Origin of the sequence: Delftia sp. ZNC0008, assembly GCF_000799035.1 — a bacterium.
Classification (GTDB): Bacteria; Pseudomonadota; Gammaproteobacteria; order Burkholderiales; family Burkholderiaceae_C; genus Comamonas; species Comamonas tsuruhatensis.
Map to the genome: position 1 here is coordinate 23,423 of NZ_JTKZ01000616.1, position 11,782 is coordinate 35,204.

The 11,782-nt window shown below is 64.5% G+C and carries 12 protein-coding genes; 9 read left to right on the forward strand and 3 right to left on the reverse strand.

Annotation, left to right across the window (positions count from 1 at the left end; translation table 11 throughout):
- Positions 1 to 44 precede the first annotated feature (44 nt).
- Positions 45 to 737, forward strand: a complete 693-nt coding sequence (locus L995_RS20150) for a response regulator (RefSeq protein ID WP_047473247.1) — start codon at positions 45 to 47, stop codon at positions 735 to 737.
- Positions 738 to 744: 7 nt separating this feature from the next.
- On the opposite strand, the gene L995_RS20155 is transcribed toward L995_RS20150, so the two are convergent.
- Complete coding sequence (locus L995_RS20155; RefSeq protein ID WP_231574488.1) at positions 745 to 1,533, reverse strand: Hpt domain-containing protein; 789 nt, start codon at positions 1,531 to 1,533, stop codon at positions 745 to 747.
- Between the two features lie 268 nt (positions 1,534 to 1,801).
- Entirely contained in the window at positions 1,802 to 2,077 is a 276-nt protein-coding gene (locus tag L995_RS20160; RefSeq protein ID WP_016447060.1) for an H-NS histone family protein, read from the reverse strand.
- 454 nt (positions 2,078 to 2,531) lie between these two features.
- Here L995_RS20160 and L995_RS20165 point away from each other — a divergent pair, with 454 nt between their 5' ends.
- The 6 genes from L995_RS20165 to L995_RS20185 all read left to right on the forward strand — a co-directional run bounded on the left by L995_RS20165 (position 2,532) and on the right by L995_RS20185 (position 8,904).
- Positions 2,532 to 2,819 (forward strand): hypothetical protein, encoded by a 288-nt coding sequence (locus tag L995_RS20165; RefSeq protein ID WP_016447059.1) that lies wholly within the window; start codon positions 2,532 to 2,534, stop codon positions 2,817 to 2,819.
- A gap of 28 nt (positions 2,820 to 2,847) precedes the next feature.
- Positions 2,848 to 2,973, forward strand: a complete 126-nt coding sequence (locus tag L995_RS34700; protein ID WP_269431531.1) for a hypothetical protein — start codon at positions 2,848 to 2,850, stop codon at positions 2,971 to 2,973.
- 475 nt (positions 2,974 to 3,448) lie between these two features.
- Positions 3,449 to 4,036, forward strand: a complete 588-nt coding sequence (locus L995_RS20170; RefSeq protein WP_046240169.1) for a (2Fe-2S)-binding protein — start codon at positions 3,449 to 3,451, stop codon at positions 4,034 to 4,036.
- Positions 4,033 to 6,333, forward strand: coding sequence for a xanthine dehydrogenase family protein molybdopterin-binding subunit (locus tag L995_RS20175; protein WP_012205755.1), 2,301 nt, complete (start codon positions 4,033 to 4,035; stop codon positions 6,331 to 6,333). Before L995_RS20170 ends, L995_RS20175 begins: the two co-directional genes overlap by 4 nt.
- Positions 6,334 to 6,350: 17 nt before the next feature.
- Positions 6,351 to 7,682 carry a cytochrome c gene (locus L995_RS20180; RefSeq protein WP_047473249.1) on the forward strand — a complete coding sequence of 444 codons (1,332 nt, stop codon included), beginning with the start codon at positions 6,351 to 6,353 and terminating at the stop codon, positions 7,680 to 7,682.
- 82 nt (positions 7,683 to 7,764) lie between these two features.
- Positions 7,765 to 8,904, forward strand: a complete 1,140-nt coding sequence (locus L995_RS20185) for an acyl-CoA dehydrogenase family protein (protein ID WP_082001584.1) — start codon at positions 7,765 to 7,767, stop codon at positions 8,902 to 8,904.
- A gap of 4 nt (positions 8,905 to 8,908) precedes the next feature.
- Here L995_RS20185 and L995_RS20190 read toward each other — a convergent pair whose 3' ends face one another.
- Positions 8,909 to 9,535, reverse strand: coding sequence for a TetR/AcrR family transcriptional regulator (locus L995_RS20190; protein WP_047473251.1), 627 nt, complete (start codon positions 9,533 to 9,535; stop codon positions 8,909 to 8,911).
- Positions 9,536 to 9,677: 142 nt separating this feature from the next.
- On the opposite strand from L995_RS20190, the gene L995_RS20195 reads away from it, so the two are divergent.
- Positions 9,678 to 10,733 carry a sugar phosphate isomerase/epimerase family protein gene (locus tag L995_RS20195; RefSeq protein ID WP_016447053.1) on the forward strand — a complete coding sequence of 352 codons (1,056 nt, stop codon included), beginning with the start codon at positions 9,678 to 9,680 and terminating at the stop codon, positions 10,731 to 10,733.
- Positions 10,734 to 10,772: 39 nt separating this feature from the next.
- Complete coding sequence (locus L995_RS20200) at positions 10,773 to 11,669, forward strand: alpha/beta fold hydrolase (protein WP_012205750.1); 897 nt, start codon at positions 10,773 to 10,775, stop codon at positions 11,667 to 11,669.
- The last annotated feature ends 113 nt before the right edge of the window (positions 11,670 to 11,782 follow it).

Consider the following 11,782-nt stretch of genomic DNA (forward strand, 5'->3'; position numbering starts at 1 on the left):
AGGTTGAAAGCCGGCTGGTGTCAGGTTATTCATATTTACGCACCATGGACTATAAAAAATACCTGAAAATATCCGTATTGTTGGCGGACGATCATCCTGGGATAATATCAGGTGTCAGGCATGAATTGTCTGGTGAGTCAGAAATTGCATTGAATGGGAGTGTTTCAAATTCAACCGATCTGATTCAAAAGCTGGAAGAGGGAGGTTTTGATGTGCTTGTATCCGATTACTCCATGCCGACCGGGAAATATGGAGATGGACTGCATCTATTCGGTTATATATCGAGAAGATTCCCAAAATTGGGTCTGGTGGTCCTGACCATGCTGGATAACTCGGCAATACTCCAGGCTCTGGGTCGTGTCTCGAACATCAGTATTGTCAGCAAGGCCGATCCGGTGCTGCATCTTGTTCCCGCGATCCACGCGGCATTCACTGGCGGAGTTTATTTTTCGCCAGCCATCGCCGAGCGGCTGGAAAGAGGTGGTACAGGCGGGTTGGGCGGAGTGCAGGGGGAGAGAAGAGTGCCTGCCGAGCTGAGCCCCAAGGAGTCCGAGGTAGTGCGGTTGTACGCTGCTGGCCTGCGCATTGATGAAATTGCAGCCAAGCTCAACAGGAGCAAGAAGACCATCAGCACGCAAAAAGTCAAGGCCATGCAAAAGCTCGGCATAGAGCGAGACATAGACCTTATGAAATATGCCTTGGAATGTGGGTGGGTGACATCATCGAGATCTCAATGATTCATGTTCATTCCACCTTCAGTGCCTGTATGTCCTGGATGACTGCTTCAAGCTGGAGCTCCAGCAGCGAGAGCGAATGTCTGTGATATGCCAGCCCATCATGGCCCATGCGGCTTTCCAGGTCGGCACACCGTATTGACAACTCGACCAGATCAAAGAATCTCAGTGAGCCAGACAGGTTGTGAAGCTCTCTTTGCACATCTTTGCAGTTTGGGCTGGATTTGATGGTTGCCAGAGAAGAGCGCGCAGATTCCAGGAAGGCATTTCTGATGGGTGGCGCAATTTTCTCGAAATGGACGACTTCGTCAGTCGGCAGGAGGCTGTCGGGGTTGGCATGCGTTGAATGGATCGCCATCGTCAGCGCATCAAGAATCCCCTGCGGTGAATGCCAGGATACCGCGATGATGCGGGCATTGATCACTCTGGGCTGCATGGGATGGCTGGCTTCACATTCGATGATGCGTGCCGCTCCTGCCACCAGGCGGTTTTCGTCCTTGGGATTCCATGAGGTCTTCGGCCCGCACAGCACGACAACGTGGAATTTCTGTAGCCGATCCTGGCGAATCGCGGTGGGATGGCGGCATGCCGTGGTCACCAAACCCCACTCCTTGAGCAAAGGGAGCAGATGGGTGTGCTGATCGTCGCATGACGAGATGAACAGAATCTGCTGTCCTGAAAATGGCAGATGGGGCCGCAAGAGTGCATCTGCGACAGGTGTCGTTCCAAAGGCGGTCGGTAGCTTGTCAGGACGGCGTGCGGTGGGGGCACTGTCCGGGGCGGAGATCTGTTTTGTCATGGAAGGCCGAACGTCGGGGGCCGGTCTCTACAGCGAGAAATTTCAAGGTGCAGATCAGGCCGACTGATTGAACCACGGCATCCATCCACAGTGCATGTCTAAGGGCATGTGCGCGTGCTTGCCGCGATTGCACGGGGCCAGGCCAGGGCAATGCCGCCCTGCAGAAGTGCAGGCACGCCAATTCAGGTGCACGCTCCAGGTGGGGCCAGAATGAAAAAAGCCTGCAAGTGACTGCAGGCTGTTTTCATGGAGGCGTTTATCCAGGGCTTCAGATGGCGAACTGGGCGCGATCCTTGTCCTTGATCCAGGCGGGCGGCTTGCCGCGTCCAGTCCAGGTGTCACCTGTCTCTGGATTGCGGAACTTGGGAGCCACGGTGGAGGAGGCGCGGCGTGCCGTGAAAATGTCGTCAGCTGTCAGGCCGTAATCCTGAACCAGACCGCGAATCTTGGCGATCACATCACTGACTTCTTGCTTGCGTGCTGTCTGGATCTGGGCCTCAAGTGCTTCGCGCTGCGCCAGAAGTTCTTTGTATGTGTTGCTCACGGTAGTTTGCCTTTCATGGATTGAAGCGCGAATATTAACTGTTTTTTAAGAACCGGTTTGCATGCTTTCGATTATTTCCCCCTATGACCACCATTGCCCATCCCGAATGCGTTCAAACTGTCAGGTAAACCTTGGGTAAAGAGCCGTTGCGCAGTATGGCGCTGTATGTTCTGCGGGTTTTCAAAATCCTGTGCACCCTCGCTTTCGGGCTGAGCGGAACTGGATAAGCCGTGACTCCGGGTTCTTGGCCGGCGGTGCTGGGATTGAGCGATGCAAGGGCCGCGCTTTACCCAAACTCCGGTGCGGATTCGGAATCCTTCAAGTCCAGTCTGTACGCTGCTTGCCAGATGAGATGCGAACAAATCAGAGGGTGTGGCCCTCCCGTCGACGTGCCTTGTGCAAGCGTCTGGATTTTTCTGTGCAATGCTGTTTATTTGTACAGTATGATGCAGTCATGAGCATCGATCAGATCGCCTTCGCACTCCCCGCAGCCCTTGCCGTCTGGCTATCCCAATCCCGTTCCGCCGCGCTTCGGCGATGGGCCTGCCTCTTCGGCCTGGGGGGCATGCCGTACTGGATTTACAGCGCGCTGTCTGCCGGGCGCTGGGGCATGTTGGCCTTGGCCTGCGTGTTTGCGCTGGGGTGGCTTTGGGGGCTGTGGGTGCATTGGCTGACTCCCCGGCGGCGTGTGGCCATGGATTCGGGCCTTGGCACGATCCAGATCACGCCGGGCACCCGCTGATGCTTGGGGTTGCAGCCAGCAGCCTTGCGTGGTGCCGATCCTGCAGACGAGCATGAGTTTTGCAGGCGCTGCGCATGATGCGCTCGTGAATTTCAAGCGTTCTCACTGGAATTTGATGCAGGTAAAAGCCGAGTGTTTTGCTGGGTTGGTGTGATTTTCGAGCCGACGCGTTGAACGCCTGGGCGGGCTGCGATCTCTATGCCCGGCCGTGCATGGCTGAAAGATCCGGACGGAAATTGCTGCAGCGTGTCCTGCCCTCCTGTGCACTGCGGTGGTGCACTCCTTTTCGCTCTTGGTGCAGGCTCACTGATCAGCCTGCTGCGCTGTGCTTTCGTGGATATTTCCGATGGATGAGTTTGGTCTTGTGCATAAAAAGCCACGGAAATCCGCAGTCTGTGCGGGTGCCGGGATGGCGGCACGCTGGCAGCGGCGAGCAAGTGCGAGGCATAGAATCGTTTGCATACAACAGGCAGCCAGCCATCCGACTTGCCTCTAAAAACCACGTGAAATAGCCCACCCCGCCGGCGGTGGGCTTTCTTTTTCGGGCCCTGCTGCGGCGTGCCTGACGCCTGATTTTTCAGTGCGCACCTATGGTTTGCACCTGTTGTCAACCACAAGGTTTGCACACGATGAAATTCACTCTCAACCAACAAGAGGTCGAGATCCAGGGCGTGAGCCCGGAGACGCCGCTGCTTTATGTGCTGCGCAACGACATGCAGCTCAATGGCCCCAAGTTCGGCTGCGGCCTGGGCGAATGCGGCGCATGCGCCGTGCTGATCGACGGCAAGGTGGCACGTTCCTGCTCCGTTCCCGTGAGCGTGGTCCAGGGCATGAAGGTCACGACGCTGGAAGGCCTGTCCCAGGATGCGACCCAGGCCGAGCACGCCCGCGTGGCGCGTGACTGGGAAGCAGCCCATCCGGCCGCCGTGCCGGGGATGCCTGCCGGCAAGCCGGCAGCCGATGCACCGGGCAAGGCCGTCTACCGACTGCACCCTGTGCAGCAGGCTTTCATTGACGAGCAGGCTGCCCAGTGCGGCTACTGCACCAACGGCATGGTCATGGCCCTGGTGGCCTTGTTCGACCACAAGCCCACGGCCACCGACGAGGAAGTCACCCAGGCCCTGTCCGGCCACCTGTGCCGCTGCGGCACGCATGTGGAAATCATGCGGGCCGCCGCCCGCGCCCGCGTGCTGATCGCCCAGGGAGGTGCAGCATGAGTGCATCCAACCCCCTTCAACTGACGCGCCGCAACCTGCTCAAGCTGGGCGGCATGGTCATGGTCAGCTCGGTGGCGGCCGCTGGCCTGGTGGCTGAAAGCACGGGTACGGCGCCCGCCGTGGCCGGCGCCTTCCCCATTCCCCCCATCGACCGGGTGAGCAGCTTCATCGCCATTGGGGCGGACGGCAGCGTCACGGCCTACCACGGCCACGTAGACCTGGGCACGGGCATCCGTACCTCGCTGGCGCAGCTGGTGGCCGATGAGCTCGATGTGGAGTTCGAGCGCATCACCATGGTGCTGGGCCACACAGGCCGCACGCCCAACCAGGGCCCGACGATTGCCAGCAACACCATCCAGGTGGATGCCATTCCCATGCGCAAGGCCGCCGCGCAGGTGCGCCAGCTGCTGCTGGGTCTGGCTGCCGAGAAGCTGCAGCAGCCCGTGTCCGCACTGACCACGTCTAAGGGCGCGGTGGTGGCCAAGGGCGGGCGACGCATCGGCTACGGCGAACTGGCCCAGGGCCAGGACCTGAACATTGCGCTGGACAAGGAAGTGCCGCTGCGCACCGGCGGTTTCAACTACATCGGCAAGTCCGTGCAGCGCGTGGACATTCCGGCCAAGGTGCTGGGCGCGCTGGCCTATGTGCACGATGTGCGCGTGCCGGGCATGCTGCACGGCCGCGTGGTGCGCCCGCCCTATGGCGGTGCCGATGCGTCGGCGCCGCTGGGCAGCAGCCTGATTTCGGTGAACGAACAGTCGGTCGCTCATCTGCCGGGCATCGTCAAGGTGGTGGTGCAGGGCGATTTCGTGGGCATCGTGGCCGAGCGCGAAGAGCAGGCCATTGCCGCCATGCGCCAGCTGGAGGTGAAGTGGAAGGACTGGGCCGGCGTGCCCGACCTGTCGCTGAACGCCATGCACGACACCCTGGTCAAGCACGAGAAGACCGACCGCATGCTGCGCGAGGACGCGGGCATTGACGAGGCCTTCTCGGGCGCCAAGAAGGTGATCGAGGCCGACTACGTCTGGCCCTACCACCTGCATGCCTCCATCGGCCCGTCCTGCGCCGTGGCCGAGGTGTCCGCCAGCCAGATCCAGGTCTGGACCGGATCGCAGAACCCGCACGACGTGCGCAAGGACATCGCCACGCTGACCGGCATGGCAGCCGACCAGATCAATGTGACGCGCCTGGAAGCCTCGGGCTGCTATGGCCGCAATTGCGCGGACGACGTGGCATCCGACGCCGTGCTGCTGTCGCAGGCCGTGGGCCGCCCGGTGCGCGTGCAGCTGATGCGCGAGCAGGAAGCTGCCTGGGAGCCCAAGGGCACGGGCCAATTGATCCGCGTGCGCGGCGGCCTGGACGAGAACCATGCCGTGCTGGGCTACGAGCTCAAGACCTGCTACCCGTCCAACGACGCGGCGGCCCTGGCCCTGATCCTGACGGGCAAGGTGCCCAACAAGCCCAAGGTGCTGCAGATGGGCGACCGTACGGCCATCCCGCAGTACGAGTACCCCAAGATGCGCGTGGTCTCGCAGGATGCGGCGCCCATCGTGCGCGCTTCGTGGATGCGCGGCGTCTCGGCCCTGCCCAACGTCTTTGCCCATGAGTGCTGGATCGACGAATGTGCCTACCTGGCCGGTGAAGACCCGCTGGCCTACCGCCTGCGCTACCTGAAGGACCCGCGCGCCGTGGCGCTGACGCACGCTGCGCACAAGCAGGCCGGCTGGCAGGATGGCCCGGCCCACCGCAACCCCGCGCCGGCCGACCAGCGCCTGGTCAAGGGCCGCGGCTTTGCCTACGCCCGCTACTACCACAGCAAGTTCCCCGGCTACGGCGCGGCCTGGGCCACCTGGATCTGCGACGTGACCGTGGACCGCGAGACCGGCGTGATCAAGGTGGACAAGGTCTTCGTGGCCCATGACTGCGGCGAGATGGTCAACCCGGCCGGCGTTCGCCACCAGGTGCACGGCAACATCATCCAGTCCACCAGCCGCGTGCTCAAGGAGTACGTGACCTTCGACAGCAAGGGCGTGACCTCGCTGGACTGGGGCGGCTACCCCATCCTGCGCTTTGACGAGCTGCCCGAGATCGACGTGCAACTGGTCGAGCGCCCCGGCGAAGACCCCATGGGTGCGGGCGAATCGGCCTCCGTGCCCAGCGCCGCCGCTGTCTCCAACGCCGTGTTCGACGCCACCGGCGTGCGCCTGCGCGAAGTGCCGTTCACCCCGGCACGCGTGCTGGCCGCACTCAAGGCAAAGGCTGCCGATGCAGCCCCGGCCGACAAGGCACAGAACTGAGAGCGGAGGACCGGAACATGCACACACTCAAGAAAATCACCCTCGGCGTGGTCGGCCTGGCCGCCGTGGCCGGCGCCGCCTTCTGGCTGGCCACGGGCCGCAGCGAAATCGCGCCCCTGCAGCAGATCCCGGTGCAGGAATTCAGCCAGCAGCAGATCGACCAGGGGCGCCGCCTGGCGCACATGGGCGACTGCGCTGTCTGCCACACGGCACCGGGCGGCCAGCGCAACGCAGGCGGCCTGGCCATGCCCAGCCCCTTCGGCACCATCTACTCGACCAACATCACGCCCGATGCCGAAACCGGCATCGGCCGCTGGTCGTACGAGGCCTTCGAGCGCGCCATGCGCCATGGTGTGGACCGCGAGGGCAACTACCTGTACCCCGCCTTCCCGTACACCGCGTTCACCCGCGTGACCGATGAGGACATGAAGGCACTGTACGCCTTCCTGATGACCGAGCCGGCTGTCTCCAACCAGGCACCCAAGACCGCGCTGAACTTCCCGTTCAACGTGCGCCGTGGCCTGGCCCTGTGGAATGCGCTGTACCTGGAGCCGGGCGAGCAGCCCGCGCCCGCCAACCAGTCGGGCGAGTGGATTCGCGGCGCCTACCTGGACGAAGGCCTGGGCCACTGCGCCGCCTGCCCCTCGCCGCGCAACCAGTTCGGCGCCGAGAAACAGGGTGCCGACCATCTGGCCGGCGCCTTCATCGACGGCTGGGATGCGCCCGCGCTCAACGACAAGGCCGTGGCTCCGCTGCCCTGGACGCGAGAAGATCTGGTCCGCTACATGCAGACCGGTTTCTCGGAGCGCCACGGCGTGGCCGCCGGCCCCATGGCGCCCGTGATCGAAGGCCTGTCTCACCAGTCGGCCGAGGACATCAACGCCATGGCCACCTACCTGATGTCGTACCGCAAGCCCGTGGCAGACGCCGCTGGCGCAGGGGACGCCCAGGCCCTGGTGAAGGAAAAGACCGAGGTTGCCAAGCTGCCGGTCGACGCCCAGGGCTACCGCCTGTACCAGGGCGCCTGCATGGCCTGCCACCGTGCCGATCCCAGCGGCGTGCTGGCCGGCAGCAGCTTCGGGGTGCGTCCCCAGCTGTCGCTGAACACCAACCTGTACAGCGACTCGCCGACCAACGCCATCCATGTGGTGCTCAACGGCATCACGCAACCGGCGCGCCCGCAGCTTGGCACCATGCCCGCCTTCCGCCACAACCTCAGCGACGATCAGATCGCCACGCTGCTCAACACCATGCGCAGCCAGTACGGCCTGCAGCCATGGCCCGGCCTGAGCGACAAGGTCAAGGCCCTGCGCGAGGAAACACGCCCCGGCAAGGTGGCGGCGCACTGAGCTTGCGCCGCGTCATCTGCGCAGCCTGTGTGCTGCGCTAGGATGGCAAGGGACCGCTGTGCCCACAGCGGTCCCTTTTTTTATGGTGACCCGCAAGATGACAAGCCCCATGCCCGACCCCATGCCTGAGCCCATGCCCAATTTCCCCCTGCTGACCGACGCCAACCGCCAATGGCTGGATGCACGTGCCCAGGCGCTGGATGCCGGCAACGGCGAGGCCACGGCCGCCGTCGTGCCCTATCTGGCCGAAGCCGGATTGCTGGGCCACGGCTTGGCTAATGCCTTGGGCGGGCAGGGCGGCAGCGCCGGCGATGCCATCGAGGCGATTGCCCAGGTGGCCACGCACTCCATGTCCGCCGCCTTTGCCTTCTGGGGCCAGCGCGTGCTGATCGAGATGCTGGCGAACACCGGCAATGCGGCCCTGCGCGAGCGCTGGCTGCCCGCGCTGCTGGCGGGCGAGGCGGCTGGCGCCTCGGGGCTGTCCAACATCATGAAATTCCTCAGCGGGCTGGAGGCACTCAACATCCGCGCCACGGCCCGGGAAGGGGGCGGCTGGCTGCTCAACGGCAGCGTGCCCTGGTGCACCAACCTGCGCGGGCCGCGCTTTCTGGCAGCCATTGCCGTGGCGCGTGACGACGGCGCGCCGCCCATGATCGTGGCCCTGACGTCCGACCGGCCGGGCCTGGAGCGCTCGCCGGATCTGGAGTTGATCGCCCTGCGCGGCACCAACACCGCCGCCTTGCAACTCAAGGACGTGGCCATCACCGAAGACGATCTGCTGGCCGAGCGCGCCGGCGGATTCCTGCCGCGTGTGCGGCCGGCCTTCCTGGGCATGCAATGCGGCCTGTCCATCGGCCTGGCGCGCGCGGCCTGTGCGCAGGCCGCCTCGCGCATGGGGCAGGGCGGGCATGTGCTGCAGCAGCCGCTGGACGATACCCGCAGCCATCTGGAGCAGGCGGTGGCCGCACTCAAGGCCGGTGTAGAGGCCGGCGATTTCGTGGAGGCGCCCGAGCGGCTTTTCGCGCTGCGCCTGGCCCTGCACGACTGCGTGCAGCAGGCCATGCAGCTGGAGCTGCAGACGGCCGGTGGCCGCGCCTACAGCCTGGATGCGGACGATGGCTTTGCCCGCCGCTGGCGTGAATCGGCCTTCATCCCCATCGTCACGCCCAGCGTGATCCAGTTGCGCGCCGAGCTGCAAAAACTGCAAAAGCTCGGCGCCTGACGGCTCAGCCCGCCTTGCCTGCGGGCTGCAGCGCCGGCTCCAGCGCCGTGTCCAGCAGCAGCAAGGCGGTTTGCACTGCAGCCAGCAGCCGCTGGCGCGGCACGCCATCGCGGGCCTGCACGGAGATGCCGTGCAGTTGCGTGGCATAGAAATCGCCCAGCGCCTGCACGTCGGTGCCGGCGCGCAGCTCGCCTTCATCCAGCGCGCGCTGAAGGCGGTCGATCAGGGACTGCGTGCGCTGGCGGCGGTGTTCGGCCAGCCAGGCGGCGACTGCCTCGTTTTCCTCGGCGCAGTTGGTGGCGGCGGTTACCACCATGCAGCCCAGCGGATGGGCATCGTCCGTATAGGTGGCCACGGCATCGCGCAGCACGCGGGCCAGGGCGTCGCGCACACGCGGCTCCTGGGCCATGGCGCGGTCGGCAAAGCCGCCATCACCGGCCTCGTAGCGCTGCACGGCCTCGCGGAACAGGTCCTGCTTGCTGCCAAAGGCCGCATAGATGCGCGCTGACGCAATGCCCAGCGCCTGCACCAGGTCGGCCATGGACGTGCCCTCGTAGCCGCGCCGCCAGAACGCCAGCATGGCGCGCTCCAGCGCCTGGTCTCGGTCAAATTCCCTGGGTCTTCCGGCCATCTTCCTCATCCTTGTCAACAGTCAGGGCGGCATCTTAGCGGCGCCTTGATGCTGTCTTGCATCGGCTTCGCAAAAGCAGCCGCGTTGGCGTGATACTATTCTTTGTCGATCAACAAACAATAGCTCAGCGCAAGGAAATCACATGCAGACCATCAAGGGCCCCAGCCTTCATCTGGCGCAGTTCGCCGACAACAAGGCACCGTTCAATTCCCTGGAAGACATCGCACGCTGGGCAGCCGGCGTGGGCTTCAAGGGCCTGCAGATTCCCGCCTGGGACCAGCGCCTGTTCGACGTGGCCACGGCCGCCAGCAGCCAGACCTATTGCGACGATGTCAACGGCATGCTGGCCTCGCACGGCCTGGTGGCCAGCGAGCTGACCACACACATCTTTGGCCAGCTCGTGGCCGTGCACCCGGCCTACGACGCCATGTGCGACAGCTTTGCGCCCGAGGCGCTGCGCGGCAATCCGGCCGCACGCACGGCGTGGGCGCTGGAGCAGCTCAAGCTGTCGGCCCGTGCATCGCGCCGCATGGGGCTGAGCGACATGGGCACGTTCTCGGGCTCGTTCGCCTGGCCCTATCTGTTCCCGTTCCCGCAGCGCCCGGCCGGCCTGATCGAAACCGCCTTCGAGGAGCTGGCGCGCCGCTGGCGCCCCATCCTCGACGCCTGCGACGAGCAGGGCGTGAACCTGTGCTACGAAATCCACCCCAGCGAAGACCTGCACGACGGCACCAGCTTCGAGCGCTTCCATGAGCTGGTGGGCCAGCACGCGCGCTGCAAGATCCTGTTCGATCCCAGCCACTTCGTGCTGCAGCAGCTCAACTACCTCGACTACATCGACATCTACCGCGAGCACATCCGCATGTTCCATGTGAAGGATGCGGAGTTCCTGCCCAGCGGGCGCCAGGGCATCTATGGCGGCTATTCCTCGTGGCTGGAGCGGGCAGGGCGTTTCCGTTCGCTGGGCGACGGGCAGGTGGACTTCAAGGCCATCTTCTCCAAGTTCGCCCAGTACGACTACCAGGGCTGGGCCTCGCTGGAATGGGAGTGCTGCCTCAAGGACCAGGAAGACGGTGCGCGCGAAGGCGTGGACTTCATCAACCGCCACATCATCCGCGTGACCGACAAGATCTTTGACGACTTCGCCGGCGCCCCCGTGGACCAGCGCCAGATCAACGCCATGCTCGGTATCGCCTGAGCACGCCCGCAGCCAGAGAACCTCAAAAAGAAGCAAACAATGAACGCTTTCACATCGAACGCCCTGCGCAAGCAGGAAGACCAAGCCTGCGAGTTCTCGCACGACTACGTGCGCATCGACGGCCGCCGTATCCACTGCATCACGGCCGGGCAGGGCGCGCCCGTGCTGCTGATCCCGGGCTGGCCCCAGACCTGGTATGCCTGGCGCCACGTCATGCAGGCGCTGGCGGCGCAGGGCTTCCAGGCCATTGCCGTCGATCCGCCGGGCACCGGCTTTTCCGACCGGCCCGACACCGGCTACGACACGGGCTCCATTGCGCTGACCCTGCACCGCACCATGCTGGCGCTGGGCCATGAGCGTTACCAGGTCGCCGGCCACGACGTGGGCATGTGGGTGGCCTATGCGCTGGCCAGCGACCAGCCGCAGGCCGTGCAGTCCCTGGCGCTGACCGAGGCCGTGATCCCTGGCCTGGCGCCCGAGCCCAGCATCTTTGCGCCGCCAGAGCAGAACATCTTCCTGTGGCACTTCATGTTCAACCAGCTGGCCGACCTGCCCGAGACCCTGATCGCGGGGCGCGAGCGTGCCTACCTGGAATTCATGTTCAACCGCTGGTCGTTGCGGCGCGACCGCGTGGCCGTGGATGTCTATGTGGATGCCTATGCGGCGCCCGGTGGCCTGCGGGGCGGCTTTGCCTACTACCGTGCCATTCCCGAAACCATCCGCCAGAACCGCGAGCGTGCGCTGCGCCCGCTGGCCATGCCCGTGCTGGCCATTGGCGCCGAGCACGCCACGGCCGATGCGCCGCTGGCCACGCTGCGCGGCCATGCCGATGACCTGTCGGGCGTGATCGTGCCGGGCTGCGGCCACTTCATCATGGAGGAAGCCGCCGAGCCCTTCATCGCCGAACTGCTGCCCTTCCTGCAAAGGACGCTGTGACCATGGGCCTGGACGCTGACATTGCGCGCTATCTCGCCGAGCTGGCGCAGGCAACCCAGGCCGTGGCCCCGCCCACGCAGCCCACGCTGGCGGCGCTGCGCGAGGCCACCGGC

Bases quoted from the DNA above. Each gene is read 5' to 3' on its own strand.
- L995_RS20195 (WP_016447053.1), top strand. From the start codon at position 9,678: ATGCAGACCATCAAGGGCCCCAGCCTTCATCTGGCGCAGTTCGCCGAC.
- L995_RS20150 (WP_047473247.1), top strand. From the start codon at position 45: ATGGACTATAAAAAATACCTGAAAATATCCGTATTGTTGGCGGACGAT.
- L995_RS20165 (WP_016447059.1), top strand. From the start codon at position 2,532: ATGAGCATCGATCAGATCGCCTTCGCACTCCCCGCAGCCCTTGCCGTC.
- L995_RS20175 (WP_012205755.1), top strand. From the start codon at position 4,033: ATGAGTGCATCCAACCCCCTTCAACTGACGCGCCGCAACCTGCTCAAG.
- L995_RS20155 (WP_231574488.1), bottom strand. From the start codon at position 1,533: ATGACAAAACAGATCTCCGCCCCGGACAGTGCCCCCACCGCACGCCGT.
- L995_RS20185 (WP_082001584.1), top strand. From the start codon at position 7,765: ATGGTGACCCGCAAGATGACAAGCCCCATGCCCGACCCCATGCCTGAG.
- L995_RS20170 (WP_046240169.1), top strand. From the start codon at position 3,449: ATGAAATTCACTCTCAACCAACAAGAGGTCGAGATCCAGGGCGTGAGC.
- L995_RS20200 (WP_012205750.1), top strand. From the start codon at position 10,773: ATGAACGCTTTCACATCGAACGCCCTGCGCAAGCAGGAAGACCAAGCC.
- L995_RS20190 (WP_047473251.1), bottom strand. From the start codon at position 9,535: ATGGCCGGAAGACCCAGGGAATTTGACCGAGACCAGGCGCTGGAGCGC.
- L995_RS20180 (WP_047473249.1), top strand. From the start codon at position 6,351: ATGCACACACTCAAGAAAATCACCCTCGGCGTGGTCGGCCTGGCCGCC.